18 protein-coding genes are annotated in these 20367 nt (G+C 64.2%); 6 read left to right on the top strand and 12 right to left on the bottom strand.

The window, feature by feature from the left end; translation table 11 throughout:
- Positions 1-270: 270 nt before the first annotated feature.
- Together GWG67_RS17295 and GWG67_RS17290 are read right to left on the bottom strand one after the other, a co-directional pair.
- Entirely contained in the window at positions 271-978 is a 708-nt protein-coding gene (locus GWG67_RS17295; protein ID WP_275170471.1) for a TetR/AcrR family transcriptional regulator, read from the bottom strand.
- 204 nt (positions 979-1182) lie between these two features.
- Entirely contained in the window at positions 1183-2031 is an 849-nt protein-coding gene (locus GWG67_RS17290; RefSeq protein WP_275170470.1) for a VOC family protein, read from the bottom strand.
- A gap of 209 nt (positions 2032-2240) precedes the next feature.
- Here GWG67_RS17290 and GWG67_RS17285 point away from each other — a divergent pair, with 209 nt between their 5' ends.
- Together GWG67_RS17285 and GWG67_RS17280 are read left to right on the top strand one after the other, a co-directional pair.
- Positions 2241-3134, top strand: coding sequence for a sugar kinase (locus GWG67_RS17285; RefSeq protein WP_275170469.1), 894 nt, complete (start codon positions 2241-2243; stop codon positions 3132-3134).
- 18 nt (positions 3135-3152) lie between these two features.
- On the top strand, positions 3153-4070 hold the full coding sequence (locus GWG67_RS17280; RefSeq protein WP_275170468.1) for a ribokinase: 918 nt from the start codon (positions 3153-3155) through the stop codon (positions 4068-4070).
- On the opposite strand, the gene GWG67_RS17275 is transcribed toward GWG67_RS17280, so the two are convergent.
- Positions 4071-5291, bottom strand: coding sequence for an NAD(P)/FAD-dependent oxidoreductase (locus tag GWG67_RS17275; RefSeq protein WP_275170467.1), 1221 nt, complete (start codon positions 5289-5291; stop codon positions 4071-4073).
- Positions 5292-5518: 227 nt separating this feature from the next.
- Between GWG67_RS17275 and GWG67_RS17270 the strand changes: the two genes are divergently transcribed.
- Positions 5519-6313 (top strand): enoyl-CoA hydratase/isomerase family protein, encoded by a 795-nt coding sequence (locus GWG67_RS17270; RefSeq protein ID WP_275170466.1) that lies wholly within the window; start codon positions 5519-5521, stop codon positions 6311-6313.
- 17 nt (positions 6314-6330) lie between these two features.
- Here the strand turns inward: GWG67_RS17270 and GWG67_RS17265 are convergent, their stop codons facing one another.
- From GWG67_RS17265 to GWG67_RS17250, 4 genes are all read right to left on the bottom strand, one after another.
- Positions 6331-7671 (bottom strand): TRAP transporter large permease, encoded by a 1341-nt coding sequence (locus GWG67_RS17265; RefSeq protein ID WP_275170465.1) that lies wholly within the window; start codon positions 7669-7671, stop codon positions 6331-6333.
- On the bottom strand, positions 7668-8249 hold the full coding sequence (locus GWG67_RS17260; RefSeq protein WP_275170464.1) for a TRAP transporter small permease: 582 nt from the start codon (positions 8247-8249) through the stop codon (positions 7668-7670). The genes GWG67_RS17265 and GWG67_RS17260 overlap by 4 nt, the downstream gene beginning before the upstream one ends.
- A gap of 151 nt (positions 8250-8400) precedes the next feature.
- Positions 8401-9396 carry a TRAP transporter substrate-binding protein gene (locus GWG67_RS17255; RefSeq protein WP_275170463.1) on the bottom strand — a complete coding sequence of 332 codons (996 nt, stop codon included), beginning with the start codon at positions 9394-9396 and terminating at the stop codon, positions 8401-8403.
- A 62-nt stretch (positions 9397-9458) separates the two neighbouring features.
- Positions 9459-11189 (bottom strand): IlvD/Edd family dehydratase, encoded by a 1731-nt coding sequence (locus tag GWG67_RS17250; protein WP_275170462.1) that lies wholly within the window; start codon positions 11187-11189, stop codon positions 9459-9461.
- Positions 11190-11366: 177 nt separating this feature from the next.
- Here GWG67_RS17250 and GWG67_RS17245 point away from each other — a divergent pair, with 177 nt between their 5' ends.
- Positions 11367-12050, top strand: coding sequence for a GntR family transcriptional regulator (locus GWG67_RS17245; protein WP_275170461.1), 684 nt, complete (start codon positions 11367-11369; stop codon positions 12048-12050).
- Between the two features lie 40 nt (positions 12051-12090).
- Here the strand turns inward: GWG67_RS17245 and GWG67_RS17240 are convergent, their stop codons facing one another.
- Together GWG67_RS17240 and GWG67_RS17235 are read right to left on the bottom strand one after the other, a co-directional pair.
- Entirely contained in the window at positions 12091-12504 is a 414-nt protein-coding gene (locus GWG67_RS17240; protein WP_275170460.1) for a hypothetical protein, read from the bottom strand.
- Positions 12501-12770, bottom strand: a complete 270-nt coding sequence (locus GWG67_RS17235; protein WP_275170459.1) for a hypothetical protein — start codon at positions 12768-12770, stop codon at positions 12501-12503. Before GWG67_RS17235 ends, GWG67_RS17240 begins: the two co-directional genes overlap by 4 nt.
- 33 nt (positions 12771-12803) lie before the next feature.
- Here GWG67_RS17235 and GWG67_RS17230 point away from each other — a divergent pair, with 33 nt between their 5' ends.
- Positions 12804-14075: an MFS transporter gene (locus GWG67_RS17230; RefSeq protein WP_275170458.1), complete on the top strand. Its 1272-nt coding sequence runs from the start codon at positions 12804-12806 to the stop codon at positions 14073-14075.
- 38 nt (positions 14076-14113) lie between these two features.
- On the opposite strand, the gene GWG67_RS17225 is transcribed toward GWG67_RS17230, so the two are convergent.
- Positions 14114-14938, bottom strand: a complete 825-nt coding sequence (locus GWG67_RS17225; RefSeq protein ID WP_275170457.1) for an NAD(P)-dependent oxidoreductase — start codon at positions 14936-14938, stop codon at positions 14114-14116.
- Between the two features lie 91 nt (positions 14939-15029).
- Between GWG67_RS17225 and GWG67_RS17220 the strand changes: the two genes are divergently transcribed.
- A complete protein-coding gene (locus tag GWG67_RS17220) occupies positions 15030-16010 on the top strand; it encodes an SMP-30/gluconolactonase/LRE family protein (protein WP_275170456.1) in 981 nt (326 codons plus the stop codon).
- Between the two features lie 173 nt (positions 16011-16183).
- Here GWG67_RS17220 and GWG67_RS17215 read toward each other — a convergent pair whose 3' ends face one another.
- The gene (locus GWG67_RS17215; RefSeq protein WP_018457078.1) at positions 16184-17614 is read right to left on the bottom strand and encodes an aldehyde dehydrogenase family protein; all 1431 of its coding nucleotides are present in this window, start codon (positions 17612-17614) and stop codon (positions 16184-16186) included.
- A 302-nt stretch (positions 17615-17916) separates the two neighbouring features.
- Positions 17917-20280 carry a transketolase gene (locus GWG67_RS17210; protein WP_275170455.1) on the bottom strand — a complete coding sequence of 788 codons (2364 nt, stop codon included), beginning with the start codon at positions 20278-20280 and terminating at the stop codon, positions 17917-17919.
- Positions 20281-20367: the final 87 nt, after the last annotated feature.

Here is a 20367-nt window from a genome sequence, read left to right as displayed (position 1 = left end):
ATTAACCCGTTGGGTAAATACTGTCCAGCGGTTTTCCTGCGACGTTTTGTGCGGGGTTCCGGCTGGATTGAAGACCGGGCCCCCAGTGTCGTCCTGGCGAAAGCCAGGACCCATAACCACAGGGTCAAGTTTGGCGAAGGCTGGTCGTTCGGGACTGGCACCAGGCGAGATTGATAAATCACGCGGTATGGGTCCTGGCTTTCGCCAGGACGACGATGGAGAGATTATCCCGCCTCAACAGTTGTCATCGCGCGAAACGAAGCGACAGCCTTAAACCGCCTGAGCCACCACGACGCGCGACTTCGGCGCCTTCGCCGCATCTAGCAACGCTGCGGAGCGCCCCGTCAGCGCTGCCAGCACGAGGCCGACCATGTGGTCCAGCCGCTCGTCCTTGGCGTCCTTGGCCAGCAAATCGCGACCGAAGATCACGCTGAGCGTCGCCGAGTTCGAGAGATAGAAGAAGCAGAGTCCCGCGATCGAGATGTAGAGCTGGACAGGATCGACCGCGACCTTGAAGTCGCCGCCGGAGACACCGCGCCGCACCACGGTGCCGATCATCTCGACGAAGGGCGAGTGCATCGACTTGACCTTGGTCGAGCGCTTCAGGTGCTTTGCGCGCGCGAGATTCTCGGTCTGGAGCAACGACAGGAATTCGGGATTGCGCAGGAAGTAATTCCAGGTGAACTCGATCAGGCGGCGGATCGCTTCGGGCGGGTCGAGATGCTCGAGATCGAGCCCGCGCTCCTCGCTGCGGATCTTGTCGTAGGCGCCTTCGAGCACCGCGAGATAGAGCTCATCCTTGTTGCCGACGTGATAATAGAGCATCCGCTTGTTGGCGCCGGCGTTGGCCGCAATCCGGTCGACGCGCGCGCCGGCAAGCCCATGGGCAGAGAATTCCTGCTTGGCGGCTTCGAGAATGCGCAGCCGCATCCCCTCGGGATCGCGCTGCCATTTCAGAGTTCGCTTTGCCTTCGCCAAACCGGTTGCTCGCTGGGTGATGTCAGGACAGATGTAACACGCGCGCGGCCCGCCGCATAGTTTCGTCATTGCGAGCCAACGGGTCCGCGCAGAGCGCGGCCCGATGACAGGCTCCGCGAGGCAATCCAGACTGCCACCACGGAGACAGTCTGGATTGCTTTCGTCGCAAGAGCTCCTCGCAAGGACGCTGGGAGAGACTGAACTTCACTCCACCGGCTTCGGCGAGCGCTCCAGCAGGACCGTCTGGATGCCGCAGGTGCCGTTCCTGACCGTCATGATCCGCGTGCCCGGCTTGCGGCCGTTGCGCACTTCGCTGACCTCGAGACCGGCGGCGATCAGGCGCGCGCGCGTGGCGTCGATGTCGGTCACCCGCCAGCTGAGGCCCCAGAGGCGGTCATGCAGGGAATCGCCGCCCGCGACGGGGCGGCGCACCACCTCAACGACGAGATCGCCGCAGCGGAAGAACATCAGCTGGCCCCAATCCTGGTGCGAGCGGTCGAGCGCCAGATCGAGCCCGAGCCGCGCACCATAGAGCGCGGCGGCGCGATCGGAATCCTCGGTGGTGATCACGACGTGGTCGAGTGCATCGATCGGCCCGATATCGGTCGCCGGCGAGAGCGGACGCTCATCAGCCAGTTCGAGGAAGAACATGCGCACGCCGCGCGTGAGCTCCGTCGCGGCGCGCGTCCGCTTCCAGTGCAGGATCGCGCCGCTCTCCGCGTCGCTGCTTTCGACCTCCGCAACCGGATCCGGCTTGAGCGCCACCCGCTCCAGCCGTCGGTGCATCCTGCTCATGTCCGCGACACGAAAGCACAGGCTGGCGAGCACGCCTTCCTGGTCGCCGAGCAGCGCGCGCATGCGGTCGGCGGTCACGCTGAAGCCGTTCGGCGCCATCAATTCGATCGTCATGTTCGCAAGAGTGAACAGCACCCGGTCGGCGCCCTCGCCCGAGTTCTGCCAGGCCGGCGCGCGCCCGAGCAGCGTCTGATAGGCCGCCCTGGCCGCACCGATATCCCTGACCAGTGCGACGACGTGATCGAGGCCGGTGATCATGTTTCCCCCTGTTGATGGCCCGGAACCGTGGACCGAGAGACGGCGTTTGTCCGGACTTGGCATTGCCCGGTGATGGTCGTATTCCGGCCGCATGCCGACCTCAAGCGCTTCGAGCGGCGGTTTTGCGAATAATTTCAGCGGTCCCTCGGCGGAACCGGTGTTACAGTAAGCGCGCCGGCCGGGACCACAAAGCGCATCACGGACAAGCAATGCAGGCTCTCTTCATCGGACAGACCTATATCGACGTCGTCTTCATCACCGACCACATGCCGAGCGGCGACGAGAAGCACGTGGCCTCCGACTACGCGGTTTCCTTTGGCGGCAATGCGGTGACCGCGGCGTTCTGCTGCGCCAAGCTCGGCATCGTGCCCGATCTCATCGCCACCGCGGCCAATGACTGGCTCGGCCGCATGTTCATGGACATGTGCGCGAAATACGCGATCTCGCTGCATGGACGGAAGGTCAACCAGTCCTCGCTGTCCTTCATCATGCCAAAGGACGGCAAGCGCGCCATCGTCCGCTGCCGCGACGACGACCACATCCATCCATTCCCGATGCTCAATCTCGGCGGCTGCCGCGCGCTGCATGTCGACGGCCATCAGCCCGATGCCGCGATCCACTACGCAAAAGTCTGCCGCGAGGCCGGCATTCTGACCTCGCTCGACGGCGGCGGCCTGCGTACCAACACGCATGAGCTATTGGAATTCATCGACGTCGCCATCGTCGCCGAGCGCCTGTGCGAGCAGATGGATCTGACGCCTGAAAAGATGCTCGATTACCTTAAGAGCCGCGGCTGCAAGATCGGCGGCATCACCATGGGCGAAAAGGGCCTGCTCTGGTACGACGAGACCGGAACGGTGCAGGTGATGCCGGCGATGCCGATTCCGCGCGAGCGCGTGATCGACACCAACGGCGCCGGCGACGTCTTCCACGGCGCCTATGTCTATTCCTATCTCGCCCATCCCGGTAAAAGCTGGCGCGAGCATTTTGATTTTGCCCGCGCAGCCTCGACCTTCAAGATACAGCGTCTTGGCAACGAAGCCGGCCTGCCGACGCTTGTCGACATCGCCAAGGTCAGGCACGAGTTCGAGGTCAGGGTCTAGCGTTCGCCGAGGTCTCTCATGGGGCGCGTCTTCGTCGCCGGCAGCATCAACATGGATGTGGTGGCGACAGCCGATCGCCATCCGAAGATCGGCGAGACCGTCGCCGGCAAGCAGGTGCTGTATTTTCCGGGTGGCAAGGGCGCCAACCAGGCGGTCGCGGCGTCACGACTTGGCGCGCGGACCACGCTGATCGGCCGGCTGGGCAAGGATTCGTTCGGCGGTGAGCTGAGGACGTTCCTCGGCGCGCAAGGCATCGATCTCGGCTCCATCCGCGAGACGGCCGAGGCGCACACCGGCACGGCCATCATCACGGTGGCGGAGGCCGACAACACCATCGTCGTCATTCCCGGCAGCAATGCGCTGGTCGGCATCGACGATATCGCGGCCGTTCCGCTGGCGAAGGGCGATGTCGCGGTCAGCCAATTCGAGATCCCGCGGCCGACGATCGCCGCGTTCTTCCGGCGGGCTCGCGACGCGGGCGCCACGACGTTGCTCAATCCGGCCCCGGCACAAAACATGTCGAGCGAATTGCTCGCGCTGGTCGACATCCTCGTGCTGAACGAGACCGAGCTCGGCCTCCTGGCCGGCGTGGAGTTGTCCGACAGTGACGCGGCTGCCCGGATCCTCGACGTCGCGCGAAAACTTCAGATGCGCGAGGACCAGACCATCTGCGTGACCATTGGCAAGCGCGGCGTGCTCGCGCTCGTCGGACGCGAGGAGATTGCGGTGCAAGGCCGCGTGGTGAAGGCGATCGACACCACAGGCGCAGGCGATTGTTTTGTGGGAGCGCTCGCGGCGCAACTCGCCGACGGCGTCGACTTGCGCGCCGCACTCGCGTTCGCCAATGCCGCCGCCTCGATCTCCGTGCAGCGCATGGGCGCGGGGCCGTCGATGCCGACGGCCGGGGAAGTCGTCGCGGTCCTCAACGCCGGCTGATCACGCCAGCGCGCCCTTCAGGTCGAAACTTTCGTCGGCGGCCTGCGCCGGCGTGATCGAGCGATCCAGGCCGAACAGGCGGCGGCCGAACATGTGGTCGCCGGCACGGTTGATGGATTCGATGCCGAGCAGAGTGTCGCCCTTGTAGCAGAACGCCGAGAACGCCTTCTTGGCGGGGTCGCCGCGCAGCACGACGCGATCGTAGCCGGTGGTAAGGCCCGCGATCTGGAGCTTATCCTCGCCCTGGTCGCTCCAGAACCAGGGATGGCTGTCATAGGCCTTGCGGTCGCCGGTCAGGCGCGCCGCGAGGCAGCGCGCGTGATCGGTGGCATTCTGCACCGATTCCAGGCGCTGCGATCCGCCAAAGCGCGGACTCTTGAACAGCGCACAATCGCCGATCGCCGAGATATCAGGATCGGCCGTCGCGAGATATTCGTCGACGATGATACCGGCCGCGACCGGCAGCCCCGCCTCCGCCGCGAGCTCGATGTTCGGCAGCACGCCGACGCCGACCACGACGAGATCGGCCGGCAGATGCCTTCCGTCGCTCAGGGAGACGCCGGTGACCTTGCCGTCTTCCGCCTCGATGGACGTTGCCTGTACGCCGAGGTGAATGCGGATGCCGGCCTCGCGATGCCGCGCCTGAAAATACTCCGAGACCTCCGCCGTCACCGCGCGCGCCATCACGCGCGGGGCGAGTTCGAGCACGTCGACCTCGAGGCCCTTGATGCGCGCGGTGGACGCGAATTCGAGGCCGATGAAGCCGGCGCCGATCACCACCACCCGCGTCTTCGACGGGATGATCTTTCGCAGCGCCTCGCTCTCGTCGAGGATCCGCAAATACTTCACGTCGGAAAGGTTCGCGTTGGGCAGATCGAGCAGCCGGTTGCGCGCGCCGGTCGCCAGCACGAGGTGGCCGTAGGGCAGCGTCCCGCCCGAGGCGAGCAGCACCTTGCGCCCCGCGCGGTCGATCGACACGGCGCGGCCCGCGACCAGCTCGATGGTCTGGTCCTGGTAGAATTTCTCCGGCCGGAACATCAGGCTCTCCGGCCCGGACGAGCCCTTGATGTAGGCCTTGGACAGCGGCGGCCGCTGATAGGGCAGATGCGCCTCGTCATTGACCAGACTGATAGGAGCGGAAAATCCCGCCTGACGCAGCGATGCCGCGGCCTGGTAGCCGCCATGGCCGGCACCGATAATGACCACCGGACCATCCGTCATTGGACAGCCCATTTCCGCAAGACACGAGCGTCACCCATGTCGTCTCCTCTCTCGCTGATTTTGGCTTGCTTGCCCAGGAGGAGCCGGCGCTCGTGTCCGTCCCTTTGGCGAAGGCGGGCCCATTTGAGCCTATCGTTCCGGCTTGCGCAAGAGCACCAGGCGGGGATTGTCACCCCTCGCCTTCTGCGATTTAGTTCGAGCTCAGACCTCATGCCGGGGATTTTCCAATGACCGCTCCCGTCTCCCGACCCGACGATCCCGCTTTGCTGCGGATCGACGGCCCGATCGCGACCATCACGCTGAACCGGCCCGCCGCGTTCAATTCGATCAACCTCGCGATTGCGCAAAGGCTCGAACAGATCGCGGCTTACATCGAGGGCGCCGACGACGTCAGGGTCGTGGTCCTCGAAGGCGAAGGCCGCGCCTTCTCGGCTGGCGGCGATCTGCAGACGATCGGTGCGGCGGCTGAAGCCAATACGGTGACGCCTGTCGTCGGCGAGCTGTTGAAGCACTATCATGCCTTCATCGAGATCATCCGGCGTATGCCGAAGATCTCGCTGTCCAGCGTACACGGCTCGGCGGCTGGCGCAGGCATGGGTCTCGCCTTCGTCACCGATCTCTGCATCGCTGCGGAGGATGCCAAATTCACACCGGCCTATGCCAAGATCGGCGTGTCGCCGGATGGCGGATCCACGGTCGGCATCGTCAACACGGTCGGCTCCCGCCGTGCGCTCCAGATTTTCCTGGCCGAGGACAATTTCACCGCGCAGCAGGCCCATGAATGGGGCTTGGTTGCGAAGATCGTTCCCGCCGCCGAGCTGAAGGCGGCAACGCGAATTCTCGCCGAGCGGCTGGCGCAGAACCCGATCGCCGCGATTGCCGGCACCAAGTCGCTGGTCTACCAGGCCGCCACGACGCCGGTGAAGCAGCAGCTTGACGCGGAGGAGCACAAGATCATCATGGCGATGAACACGGAGGAGTTTCGCACCGCCGTCAAGAAATTCACCAGCAAGGGCAAGTAGCGTTCCCTCCAGCAGGCTTACTGCGGACAGATGTACCCCGTGCCCGCGGGCGACTTGAAGCAGCCGACCGATTCGGGGAGCACTTGCCGCGGCAGCCACAGCACCACGCTCGGGAAGTAGATCGCGAACGCGATCGTCCCGAGGAACACCAGATAGATCGGCAACGCGGCGCGTAGCGCCTTTGCGAAACTGACGCCGACGAATTTCGAGGCCATCAGCAGCACCAAGCCGTAAGGCGGCGTGATCAGGCCGAAGGCGAGCGTGGCGATCAGCACCACGCCCATATGCACGGCGTTGATGTCGCCGGCTTCCGTCAGCGTGTTGACCAGCGGCATGAAGATGATGATCGTCGGCACCGGCTCGATGAAATCGCCGACCACGGTGAACAGCAGCACCATCAGCAGCATGATCAGATGCGGATCGTTGCCGGCGAGCGACGTGATGACTTCGGCGATGTAGCTTGCACCGCGCAAATAGGCGAGCATCCAGCCGAACGCATTGGCGGCGCCGATCGTGATCAGCGGCAGCGAGAAGATCAGGCCTGCAAGGCAGAAATCGTAGGGAATCTTCCTGATGTGCCCGCGATTAAGCGCGGGGATCACGACCACGACAATCCAGACCACGGCAACGACGCCGGCTTCCGTCGGCGTGAACCAGCCGGTCAGAATGCCCCCTAACAGGATCACCGGGATCATCAGCGGTAGCGCCGCATCGCCGGCCGCGAACATCACCTGGCGCAGCGGCGCGCGCGGCTTGCGCAGGCCCGAGGGGCCGAAGAAATAGCAGTAGATCATCAACCCGAAGCCGATCATCAGGCCCGGCACGACGCCTGCCATGAACAGGCCGGCGATCGAGACGTTGCCGACCGCGCCATAGACCACCGCGGTGATGCTCGGCGGCACCAGCGCCGCAATCGTCGAGGCGGAAGCGATGATCGCGGCGATGAAGGCCGGCTCGTAGCCCTCGCGCTTCATCGGGCCGCCCAGGGCGCGGCTCATCACGGCGACATCGGCGGTGGTCGAACCCGACATTTCCGAGAAGAACATGCTGAAGACGACCACGACCTGCGACAGGCCACCTCTGATGTGGCCAACGAGGGACACCGAGAGATTGGCTATTCGAACCACCACATTGGCCGAGCTCATGAGCTCGCCGACCAGCAGGAAGAACGGGATCGCCAGCAGTGCCTCGGAATCGACGCCGTCAAACACCTTCTGGATGATTGCGGCGAGCGAGACGTCCGACAGCAGCGCGCCGATGAAGACGCCGGCCATCAGCGAGAACGGCACGGGCACGCCGAGATAGCCGAACGACAGGAAGCAGACCGTCATCAACGCCAGAACAATGGGTGCGCTCACGGCTGCGCCCTCATCTGTACGTCGGTGATGACAGGAGCCCCATCGTCCTCCTCCGGCGGCTCGGGATGGTCAAAGCCGTTGCGCAGACCGTTGACGAGCTGCTCGATGGTGAACAGGCCGACCAGCACGCCCGACAGCGGGATGATCGCGTAGAGCGAGGCGATCGGCGTGCCCGACGGCAGGCGAAAACTGCCGAAGCCGCGGAGATAGTTCTGATAGCCGTACAAGATCAGGCAGAATGCGACGCCGAGTACCACGATCCGGATGATGATCTCGACGATCAGACGCGGCGTGCCGTGCATCGCCTCGGAGATCGCGGTGAGATAGAGATGGTCGTTGCGCCGGGTCGCGGCCGCCGTCCCGACGAAGATGGCGTAGACGAACAACGTCGAGGTCACTTCCTGGAGCCACAACCAGGGATGGCCGATGGTGCGGGTGACGATGTCGGCGGTCACCGACAGCGAGAAGCCGAAGCAGAGCACGCCGCAGAGGATCATCAGCGCAAGCTCGAGCCAGTCAAGCCCGCGCCATTTGAGGTGACGTTGGCGCTGCACCAGCAGTTTGTCGGCGATGGTCATTAATGTCGTCCCGGCGAAGGCCGGGACCCATAGCCCCAGCTGCGTGTGGTCAAACCAAGCTGGCGGCTATCCTGCCCCAAGCTTCGCCGCGGCGTATGGGTCCCGGCTTTCGCCGGGACGACTCGTGGAGGCACGGACATTCCCGGGGGGCCTAATTAATCGAGCGGATCAAATCCTTGATCTTCTCGGCGTGCGGGCCGAGCTCCTTGGCGAGCTTGTCGAGATAGGGGTCGGCGACCGCCGTGAAGGTCTTCTTGTCGACGTTGTCGACGATCTTCACGCCCATCTTCTTCAGCTTCTCTGCCGCGGTGCGTTCGAGGTCGAAGGCCTTCTGCGGCTCCTTGGAGCCGACTTCGTTCCCCGCCGCCTGCACCCAGCCTTTCTGCTCGGCCGACAGGCTCTGCCAGAGCTTGTCGGAGATGAACACCAGCGCGTTGTTGGCCTCGTGCTCGGTGATGTTCAGGACCGGCGCGACCTCGTAGTGCTTATTGACGAGATAGACGTTGATGCTGTTCTCGGCGACGTCGACGACGCCGGTCTGCAAGCTCGTGTAGACGCTGCCGAACGGCATGTGCACGGTCTGGGCGCCGTAGGCCGGGAACATGGTGTCCTCGGTCGCGGTCGCCTGCACCCTGATCTTCAGGCCCTTGATGTCGCCGACATTGTGGATCTCCTTCTTGGAGTACATGTGGCGCACGCCCTGCGAGCCGGTCGCGATCACATGCAGGCCCTGCGTGGTCTCGTCGATCATGGTCTTGAGCGCCTCGAACACCTTTGGATCGGCCAGACCCTTGACCACGTGGTTCTCGTCGCGGAACAGGAAGTGCAACGACATCACGCCTGCTTGCGGCGAAATCGTCGCGGTGTTCGCCGAGGAGATGATCGCAAATTCGACGTCGCCCGCTTTCACGAGCTGGAGTACCTGCGGCTCCTGTCCGAGCTGCGCGCCCGGATATTGATCGATGATCATGGTGCCTTTGCTCAATTCCTTGAGCTTTTCGGCAAAGAGGTCGCCCGCGATGGAATAGCCGGTGTTGCGCGGCTGGTCGTAGGCAAAGCGATAATGCTTCACCTCCTGCGCCGATGCGCCCGTGACGAACAGGATCGCGGCCGTTGCCGCCAGCCCAAGCATGGATCGTGCAATCATCGTTTCCCCCTGTTTTAACGCCCGCCGCTTATGCGGTCTGGGCTACGCTTCCGGGTGATTGGTCACCCTCTCTTAGTTTTCTGCTCAGTCTTCTTCCCAGTTCTCTGCATGAAATCGAAATCGCAGCCCTCGTCGGCCTGCATGATGGTCTCGTTGAACAGCCAGGCATAGCCGCGCCGCGCCTCGTCCGGCGCAGCCGCGGGTTTCAATGCCGTACGCCGCCGTTCCAGCTCGGAAGCATCGACGAGAAGCTCGATGCTGCGCTGGGCGACGTCGAGCCGGATCATGTCGCCGTTCATCACCAGCGCCAGCGGCCCGCCGACGGCGGATTCCGGCGTGATGTGCAAAACGATGGTGCCGAACGCGGTGCCGCTCATGCGCGCATCCGAGATGCGCACCATGTCCTTGGTGCCGCCACGTGCGAGCTTTTTCGGGATCGGCAGATAGCCCGCCTCGGGCATGCCGGGCGCGCCCTTCGGCCCGGCATTGCGCAGCACCAGCACATCGTCGGCGGTGACGTCGAGATCGGGATCGTCAACCCGGAGCGTCATGTCCTCGACGGATTCGAACACCACCGCACGGCCCGTGTGTTGCAGCAGCTTTGGGCTCGCGGCGGATTGCTTGATGACCGCGCCGCGCGGAGCGAGGTTACCGTGCAGGACGGCGAGGCCGCCTTCCTTCTTGATCGGATTGTCGCGCGGGCGGATCGCGTCCTGGCCGGGCACGTCTTCCGCATTCGCCGCGACATCGCGCAGGCTCTCGCCCGTGATCGTCTTCGCATCGAGATCGATGAGATCGCCCAGCTGCGCCAGCAGTTTCGGCACGCCGCCAGCGTGATGGAAATGCTCCATGTAATGCTCGCCGGACGGCTTGAGATCGATCAGCACCGGCACCTCGCGGCCGATCTGGTCGAACACCCCGAGGTCGAGCCGGTGCGGCGAGCGATGTGCCATCGCGGTCAAATGAATCAGGCCGTTGGTCGAGCCGCCGATCGCCTGGAGCACGACCTGGGCATTTCTAAAAGATGCCGGCGTCAGCAATTCGCTCGGCTTCGGACCCTTGGTCTTGGCCATCTCGGCGGCCACCCTGCCGCTCGCTTCGGCAAGCCGAAAGCGTTCCGCATGCGGCGCGGGGATCGTCGCGCTCATCGGCAGCGACAGGCCCATGGCCTCGATCATGCAGGCCATGGTCGAGGCGGTACCCATCACCATGCAGGTGCCGACCGACGGCGCGAGACGGCCGTTGACCGCCTCGATCTCGACATCATCCATTTCGCCAGCGCGATACTTGCCCCAGAGACGGCGGCAATCGGTGCAGGCGCCGAGCACCTCGCCCTTGTGATGACCAACCACCATGGGGCCAACGGGAATGACCACCGTCGGCAGGTCGGCGCTGATTGCGGCCATCACCTGCGCCGGCAGCGTCTTGTCGCAGCCGCCGATCACGATCACCGAATCCATCGGCTGCGCGCGGATCATCTCCTCGGTATCCATCGCCATCAGATTGCGCAGATACATCGAGGTCGGATGCGCAAAGCTCTCCGCGATCGAGATCGTCGGGAACACGAACGGCATCGCGCCCGACAGCATCACGCCGCGCTTGGCGGCCTCGATGATCTGCGGGACGTTGCCGTGGCAAGGATTGTAGTCGCTGTAGGTGTTGGTGATACCGACGATCGGGCGCTCCAGCGCGTCATCGGAATAGCCCATGGCCTTGATGAACGCCTTGCGCAGGAACAGTGAGAAGCCGGCATCGCCATAGCTCGTCAGCCCTTTGCGCAACCCACTCGTCATCACACCACTCCCATGACCGGGTCATTGTCGTACATCCTGCCCCTTGATTGTCAATAAGGCAGACGCCAAACCTGCCATTTTCCGGACCGCCGCACTGGTAAAATGACCAGATTATTGACAATCCGAGCCTTCCCTGCTCCACAGGACGGACCGGCCAAGCGCCGGAAGGCCGAGGGCATGTCCGACACTCACACCGCAGACGCCATCACGATCCGGCGCGACGATCCGGACGACATCGTCGCGCGGCTCGAGGAGGACATCATCTTCGGCCGCCTCGCGCCCGGCGCGCGCCTGACCGAGGACGCGCTGATGTCGGCTTACGGCACCTCGCGGCACTTCGTGCGCCAGGCGCTGGTGGATGCGGAGCGCCGCGGCATCGTCCGCCGCGAGAAGAATGTCGGCGCCACCGTGCGTTTCTATTCGGCCGAAGAGGTGCGGCAGATCTACGAGGTGCGTGAGATGCTGACGCGACAGGCGGCGCTGATGATCCCCCTGCCCGCACAGCAAGGCCTGATCGACGAGCTCTCCGCGTTGCAACGGCAATATTGCGCGAGAGCGGATTTGCAGGACCTGCGCGGCATTCACGAAGCCAACGACGCCTTCCACCTCGCGCTGTTCTCAGCCTGCGGCAATCCCTATCTGGTGCGCTCGCTCCAGGACTACATGAACCTCACGCTGCCGATGCGCGCCAAGAACCTCGCCGACCGAGACGGCCTCGCGCAATCACGGCGCCAGCACGAGTTGATGATCGAGCTGTTGAAAGGCCGCGACAGCTGGGCGCTGGCGCAGCTCTGTGTCGACCATATGCGATTCAGCAAGATGGACTATCTGGCAAGGATCGCCGGTGAGGCTGAGCGCTAGCGCTCTTGTCCATCCGCCCGTGGCGGGTCAAGACGCGCGTTCAGTACCGCCTCAGCAGGCCGCGCTCCACGCCGGTATCGCCATAGGCAGCGCAGGCGCCTTTCGGGTCTCTGATCAGGTCCGCCCGGACACGCCTGAACGCTTTGACGGCCGCGTCGGACACCTCCAGGCGGAATTTGCCGGGATCGGAGGTCTCGCCATCGCGGGCCTTGATGGCCGCAGCATAGGCGTCGATCATCGCCATCGCGGCATCCGTGCTGCCGAGAAGTCGGGCGCCGAGCTGGACACTGCCGGCACCATTGACCTCGTAGCCAGTGCATCGTTGTTCGAGCACCGCGGACGCGGTGACAAGCTGGTCGAGAAACGTCGCCTCGGCGTCGCTGAGCATCGCGGCTCGCGCCGGGCCCGACATGATCAGCGTGAGCAGTACGACGGCTCGCAATTTGATTTTCATTGTCCTGACTCGCGCTGCCGCAATCGAACCGTAATCGAGGCACCGGTTGCCGAAATGCGATCGCGCTGATCGAGAAGCAAATGCCGAAGGCAAGGTTGACCTAGATCAATGGGCAGGGTGGCCAAGCCAAAGCTCAGCCCTTGCATGCGCTCGTTCTCAGTGAACCGAGGCACCGCGTCGAGATTGCCATCAAAACCTTTTGTCAACCCATCGAAATAGTGCGCCGTCGGAAATAGATAGGACCGGCGCCCAGCGGCGAATCGCACGTTCTTCCCCTATCCCCTCCCGACTGAAATGCCATGACCGAACAAACCCTCACCGAGCCGATCGTCGAGCCGCAGGAGCGATCCCGCGGCTTTTCGCGCTACCAGGCGATCCTCGTTGCGCTGCTGGCGCTGGTCCAGTTCACGATCATCATCGATTTCATGATCATGTCGCCGCTCGGCGCCATCATGATGCCGGCGCTCGATATATCGGCCGCTCAGTTTGGGGTGGCGGTCTCGGCCTATGCGTTCAGCGCGGGAATTTCCGGCATCCTGGCGGCCGGGTTTGCCGACCGGTTCGATCGCAAGCGGCTACTGTTGTTCTTCTATGCCGGCTTTACCCTTGGCACGGCGCTGTGCGCGATCGCGCCCAACTATCATCTGTTGCTGCTGGGGCGGATCGTGACCGGCCTGTTCGGCGGCGTGATCGGTTCGGTCGTGCTCGCCATCGTGACCGATCTGTTTACGCTGCAATTGCGCGGCCGCGTCATGGGTTTCGTGCAGACCGCCTTCGCCGCGAGCCAGGTGCTGGGCATCCCGGCGGGTCTTTTCCTCGCCAACCAGTGGAACTGGCACGTCGCGTTCGGCGCACTGGTCGGCCTGTCGGTGATCGGGATGGCCGCCGTGATGTTCCTGATGAAGCCGGTGAACGGCCATCTCGGGCTGAAGCAGGATAGAAATCCGTTCCGGCATCTGATCGCGACTGTCTCGCAGCCGCGTTATTGGATGGCGTTTTCGGTAACGACCCTGCTGGCGACCGGCGGCTACATGCTGATGCCGTTCGGCAGCGCCTACACCGTGCACAATCTCGGCATCGATACCGTGCATCTGCCGACGATCTATCTCGTCTCCGGCCTGTTCAGCATTGTCATCGGCCCGCTGGTGGGACGCGCGAGCGATGCCTTCGGCAAATACCCCACCTTCGTCTTCGGTAGCGCCATGTCCATCGTCATGGTGCTGATCTACACCCATCTCGGCGAGGTGAGCCTGACGGTCGCGATCCTGGTCAACGTCCTGATGTTCGTCGGCATCTTCTCCCGCATGATTCCGTCGCAGGCGCTGATTTCCGCAATCCCCGAGCCGGCGCAACGCGGCTCCTTCAGCGCGGTCGGCACGTCGCTGCAACAGCTCTCCGGCGGGCTCGGCTCCGTGCTCGCCGCCGCGCTCATCGCGCAGGACCCCGACGGTACGCTGCGGCATTTCGACCGGCTGGGATACGTCGTCGTGACGACGGCCGTGATTTCCCTGATCCTGATGTACTTCGTACAGAGGCCCATCGCGGCCCAGGCCGGCAAGCGCGTTGTCTAGGGCGTCGATTTCGACGCCCTAGATTTGCGAATGCGCTTCTACCGCTTATTCCAATCGATGATGCGACTTGTGTCGCCGTCGAACTCGTTGCTGCAGAACGCGCCGCCCTGATAGTAATCGCCGACCGGATCGGGCTTCAGCTTGGCCTGCTCCGCCATCGCATACGCCACGTGGTCCTCGGAGCGCCCCGTCGGGCGGTAGCCGAACTCGTAGGCGCGGTGGTTGTCCCACCAGGCACGCTCGTTCAGGGACACGCCGTAGAACACCTCGAAATGAATGTCGGGATGCTCGAGCCCGATCTGGCAGAGCTGCACCAGATCTTCCGGCTTGAGCCAGATCGAGATCCGGCGAAGGTCCAGCGGCACGTCGCCGAAATTGCCAATGCGAAGGCAAGTCACCTTGAGCCCATGCTTGTCGGCATAGAGCGCGCCGACCGCTTCGCCGAACACCTTGCTGACGCCATAGCGGCCGTCGGGGCGCGGGGTCACGTCGGTGCCGATCTTGTGGTGGCGGGGATAGAATCCGACGGCATGGTTCGAGGAGGCGAACACCACGCGCTTGACGCCCTTGCGGTACGCGGCCTCGAACAGATTGTAGCCGCCGATGATGTTGGCCTGGAGGATGTCGTTCCAGGGACCTTCGACCGAATAGCCGCCGAAATGGATGATGCCGTCGACGCCCTCGCAGATCGCCTCGCACTGCGCCAAGTCAGAGAGGTCCGCCGCCTTGAATTGCTCGTTGGGGCCGAGATCGGCCGGCGGGCGGATGTCGCTGAGCAGCAGGTCCGGATAGATCGGCGGCAACAGTTGTCGCAAACGCGTTCCAATCCCGCCCGAAGCTCCCGTCATCAAAATGCGCGGCATGTCTGTCCTCGTATGTAGCGACCGATTTGCGGCCGTAGATATCTGATGCTAGCAGACTTGGACAGAGGGAACGCAACAACGAGAATTGCACATGAACGATGCATCGTCCCAGAACCAAGGATCGCAGCAAGGCTGGCGGCCGGCGACCTATTACCCCGATCCAGCGATCCGCGCCCTCGACCCCCGCTTCGAAAAATACTGGCTGAAACTCTCGGCGGTGGAGCGGCTGACGACCGGCCTGCGCTGGGCCGAGGGTCCGGTGTGGTTCGGCGACGGGCGCTATCTCCTGTGCAGCGACATCCCCAACCAGCGCATTGTCAAATGGGAAGAGGAGACCGGCGCCGTCAGCGTGTTCCGCAAACCGTCCAATTTCGCCAACGGCAACACCAGGGATCGCCAAGGCCGGCTCGTCACCTGCGAGCATGGCGGGCGCCGCGTGACCCGCACCGAATACGACGGCGAGATCACCGTGCTGATGGACTCGTTCGGCGGCAAGAAGCTCAATTCGCCGAACGATGTCGTGGTGAAGTCCGACGGCGCGGTCTGGTTCACCGATCCCACCTTCGGCCTGCTCGGCAATTACGAGGGCTACAAGGCCGAGCCCGAGATCGAGCCGAACGTCTACCGGCTCGATCCCGCGACCGGCAAGGCGACCACCGTTGCCGAAGGCGTGCTCGGGCCGAACGGGCTGTGCTTCTCGCCGGACGAGAAAATCCTCTACGTCGTGGAATCACGCGGCGTGCCGAACCGCAAGATCCTCGCCTATGACGTCTCGGCGGACGGCACCACGATCTCGAACAAGCGAGTCTTCATCGACGCGGGCCCGGGCACGCCGGACGGCATGCGCTGCGACATCGACGGGAATCTCTGGTGCGGCTGGGGCATGGGCGATCCCGAGCTCGACGGGGTCGTGGTGTTCGCGCCCGACGGCCTCATGATCGGCCGCATCGCGCTGCCCGAGCGCTGCGCCAATCTCTGCTTCGGCGGCGTCAAGCGCAACCGCCTGTTCATGGCCGCGAGCCAGTCGATCTACGCGTTGTATGTGAACACGCAGGGCGCGGCGGGAGGATAGTTTCGCCGCCGTCACGCCTCTCGTCATTGCGAGCGAAGCGAAGCAATCCAGAATCTTTCCGCGGAGGCAGCCTGGATTGCTTCGTCGCTACGCTCCTCGCAATGACGAAAGATAGAACAAAAACGCCGGAGCGGTTTCCCGCTCCGGCGTCATGTTTACCAAGGCGCTAAAACCTACGCCGCGTTGAAGCCCGCAACCGCCTTCACTTCGAGGAAATCCTCGAGGCCGTACTTGCCCCACTCGCGGCCGTTGCCGGACTGCTTGTAGCCGCCGAACGGCGCAGAGCGGTCGTTGGGCACGCCCTGCAGATTGACGTTGCCGGCGCGGATCTGACGACCGACGCGCTTGGCGTCCTCGACGGACGCACCGGTGACGTAGCCGGCAAGCCCATAGGGCGTGTCGTTGGCGATGTGCACGGCCTCGGCTTCGTCCTTGGCGCCGATGATGGTCAGCACCGGTCCGAAGATCTCTTCACGCGCAATCGTCATGTCGGGGGTGACATCGGCGAAGATGGTCGGGCGGACATAGAAGCCCTTGTTGACGCCCTCGGGCAGGCCCGGGCCGCCCGACACGAGCGTTGCGCCCTCGTCGATGCCCTTCTTGATCAGGCCCTGGATCTTGTCCCACTGGCCGCGGTTGACCACGGGACCGATGGTGGTGCCTTCGGCGCGCGGATCGCCCGCCTTGGTCTTGTCGGCGACAGCCTTCGCGATCGCGGCGACTTCCTTCATCTTCGAGGCCGGCACGATCATGCGCGAGGGCGCGTTGCAGGACTGGCCGGAGTTGTTGAACATGTGCATGACGCCACCGGTCACCGCCTTCGTGAGGTCGGCGCCTTCGAGGATGACGTTCGGCGACTTGCCACCGAGCTCCTGGCTGACGCGCTTCACGGTCGGTGCCGCACGCTTGGCCACGTCGATACCGGCGCGGGTCGAGCCGGTGAACGAGATCATGTCGATGTCGGGATGCTCGCTCATGGCAGCGCCGACCTCGGGGCCGAGACCGTTGACGAGGTTGAACACGCCCTTCGGCACGCCGGCTTCATGGAGGATTTCCGCGAAGATCAGCGCCGAGGTCGGGGTGAACTCCGACGGCTTCAGGATCATGGTGCAGCCGGCGGCGAGCGCGGGCGCGACCTTGCAGGCGATCTGGTTGAGCGGCCAGTTCCAGGGCGTGATCATGCCGACCACACCAACCGGCTCACGCAGCACCATGGCGGTGCCGACCGGTTCCTCGAAATGATAGTTCTTGAGCACGTCGAGCGTGGTCATGAGGTGACCAAGGCCGGCGCCGGCCTGGAGCTTTTCGGCCATCGGCAGCGGCGCGCCCATCTCGTCGGAGACGGCGGCACCGATCTCCTTGAGACGGCCCTTGTAGATCTCGATGACTTTGGTGAGCAGCGCGACGCGCTCGTCACGGCTGGTCTGGGAGAACGTCACGAACGCGCGCTTGGCAGCGGCGACGGCTTTGTCAACGTCGGCCTTGGAGCCCAGCGCAACCTCGTACATCGCCTCTTCCGTCGCCGGATTGACCACGGCGGTGGACTTCTTGACGGCGGGATCGACCCAGGCGCCGTCGATGTAGAATTGCATGCGATTGACCATAGTGAACCTCTTCTTGGGGGCTTGGGGGGCGTTTCGGCAGGCATCCTTGCACGAAAGCGCCGGCAATTGAACCCGCCATATGCGGGGCCAGCATTGCGGCGGACGGAGGTTATATGAGCCGATGGCGGGAGCGAGGCAAGGTGGCCGTGGACGTCGTCTTGGCGAAAGCCAGGACCCATTACCACAGGGGCCAGTTAAGTTTGCTCTGCGTCTACCGCCTGCCGCCTGCAACAACTGCCGCGGCGTATGGGTCCTGGCCCCCCGTGCGCAATTGCGCACTAGGCCAGGACGACGACCGAGAACTAAACAGCCATCTTCCGATGCAGCACCGGCGCGCCGGTGGTGAGGCTTTCGGCCGCATCGATGATGGCGTTGGCGTCGATGCCGTGGTGGCGGTAGAGGTCGGCGATCGTGCCGGTCTGCCCGAACTGCTCGACGCCGAGCGCCTCGACGCGATGGCCGCGGACGCTGCCGAGCCAGCCGAGCGCCGCCGGATGGCCGTCGATCACGGTCACGATGCCGCAGTCGCGCGGCAGCGGCGCGAGCAGTCTTTCGATGTGGCTGAGATGCTGCACGCCTCTACGATCACGGCGCAATTTCCGTGCGGCGGTCCACCCCGCATGCAGACGATCCGCGGATGTGATCGCGAGCAGCCCGATGTCGCGCCGGCTCTCGCCGATGAAGCCGGTCGCCTCGATCGCTTCCGGCGCAACGGCGCCGGTATAGGCGATGACGGCTTCGGCGTTGGGGCCCGGCTTGCGCAGCCAATAGGCGCCGTCGGTAATGCCCTGTGCGAGCTCGGGCGTCATGATCCGCTGCGCCTGCTCGATGCTGCGCGTCGAGAGCCGCAAATAGACCGAGCCGCCCTCGCCCGGATCGCGCTGCATGTGGTTGAATCCCCACCCCATGATCACGGCGAGCTCGTCGACGAAGGCCGGCTCGAACGAGGCAAGGCCGTCCTGCGCCATGCCGATCAGAGGCGTTGCGATCGACTGATGCGCGCCGCCTTCGGGCGCCAGCGTGATCCCTGATGGGGTCGCCGCCACCATGAAGCGCGCATCCTGGTAGCAGGCATAGTTCAGCGCATCGAGACCGCGCTCGATGAAGGGATCGTAGAGCGTACCGACCGGCAGCAGCCGCTCGCCGTTGATCTGGTGCGACAGGCCGAGCGCCGAGAGCATGATGAACAGGTTCATCTCGGCGATGCCGAGTTCGAGATGCTGGCCCTTGGGCGAGAAGTCCCAGTTGAAGGTGGATGGAATTTTCTCGCTGCGGAATAAGTCCGCCTTCTCGCCGCGCGCGAACAGGCCGCGCCGGTTCACCCACGGACCGAGATTGGTCGAGACGGTGACGTCAGGCGACGTTGTCACGATGCGCCTGGCAAGCTCGCTGTCGCCGCGCGCGATCTCGTTCAGCACCAGCCCAAAACCCTGCTGGGTCGACATCTGCGGCGCCGGCTTGAAGGCGAGCTGCGACGGCACCTCGATCACAGGCGCGGTGAGCCGGCGGCCGTCCTGGTTGAACGGCACGCGCGCGAGGAAGGCGTCGAGCTCGGCGGCACTTTGCGCGAGGCCCTCGTATCTGTCCCATTCGTGTCCGGGCCGGATGTTCTGGCTGTCGCGATATTTCTCCATCTGCGCGACCGTCATCAGGCCGGCGTGATTGTCCTTGTGGCCCTGGAACGGCAGGCCGACGCCCTTGATGGTGTAGGCGATGAAGCAGACCGGACGATCGTGATCGATGGATTCGAAGGCGTCCAGCATGCTCGCCATGTCGTGGCCGCCGAGGTTCGACATCAGCGCGAGCAGCTCCTCGTCGCTGCGCTTGTCGATCAGCTTGGTGATGGGGCCCTGATCGCCGATCTCGTCATGAAGATGTTTTCGGAAGGCCGCGCCGCCCTGGAAACACAAGGCGGCGTAGAGCGCGTTCGGGCAATTGTCGATCCAACGCTTCAACGCCTCGCCGCCAGCTTCCGCAAAGGCCTCGCGCATCAGGCGACCGTACTTCACGATCACCACGTCCCAGCCGAAATTGCGGAACACGGTCTCGAACTTCTCCCAGAGGCCTTCGCGGACGACGGCGTCCAGCGACTGCCTGTTGTAGTCGACCACCCACCAGGTGTTGCGCAGGCCGTGCTTCCAGCCCTCCGCCAGCGCCTCGAAAATGTTGCCCTCGTCCATCTCGGCGTCGCCGACCAGCGCGATCATCCGACCCTCGCGGCGATCCTTCATCCAGCCATGCGCCTTGACGTAGTCCTGCACCAGCGAGGCGAACAGCGTCTGCGCGACGCCGAGGCCGACCGAGCCGGTGGAGAAATCGACGTCGTCGACGTCCTTGGTGCGCGAGGGATAGGACTGCGCGCCTTTGAAGCCACGAAAATTCTCCAGCTTCTCGCGGCTCTGCCGGCCGAACAGATACTGGATGGCGTGGAACACCGGGCTCGCATGCGGCTTCACCGCGACGCGATCTTCGGGTTTCAGGACGTGGAAATACAGCGCCGACATGATGGTGGCGAGCGAGGCCGACGAGGCCTGATGTCCGCCGACCTTGAGGCCGTCCGCATTCGAGCGGATGTGATTGGCGTGATGGATGGTCCATGACGACAGCCACAGCGCCTTACGGGCGAGCGCGGTCAATGTGTCGAGGCGGGCGGTATCAACGGGCATGGCAATGCTCCCGGAAAACAGGTGCCCGATGATACCCCTGCGGGAAGCGCCAAACTTCTCAATTTTTCGCGCAATACCAGCCAATAT

The organism is Bradyrhizobium sp. CSS354 (assembly GCF_029051725.1).
Lineage (GTDB): Bacteria > Pseudomonadota > Alphaproteobacteria > Rhizobiales > Xanthobacteraceae > Bradyrhizobium.
The sequence above is the reverse complement of the archived record's forward strand: the minus strand, read 5'-3'. Positions and strand labels throughout refer to the sequence as shown.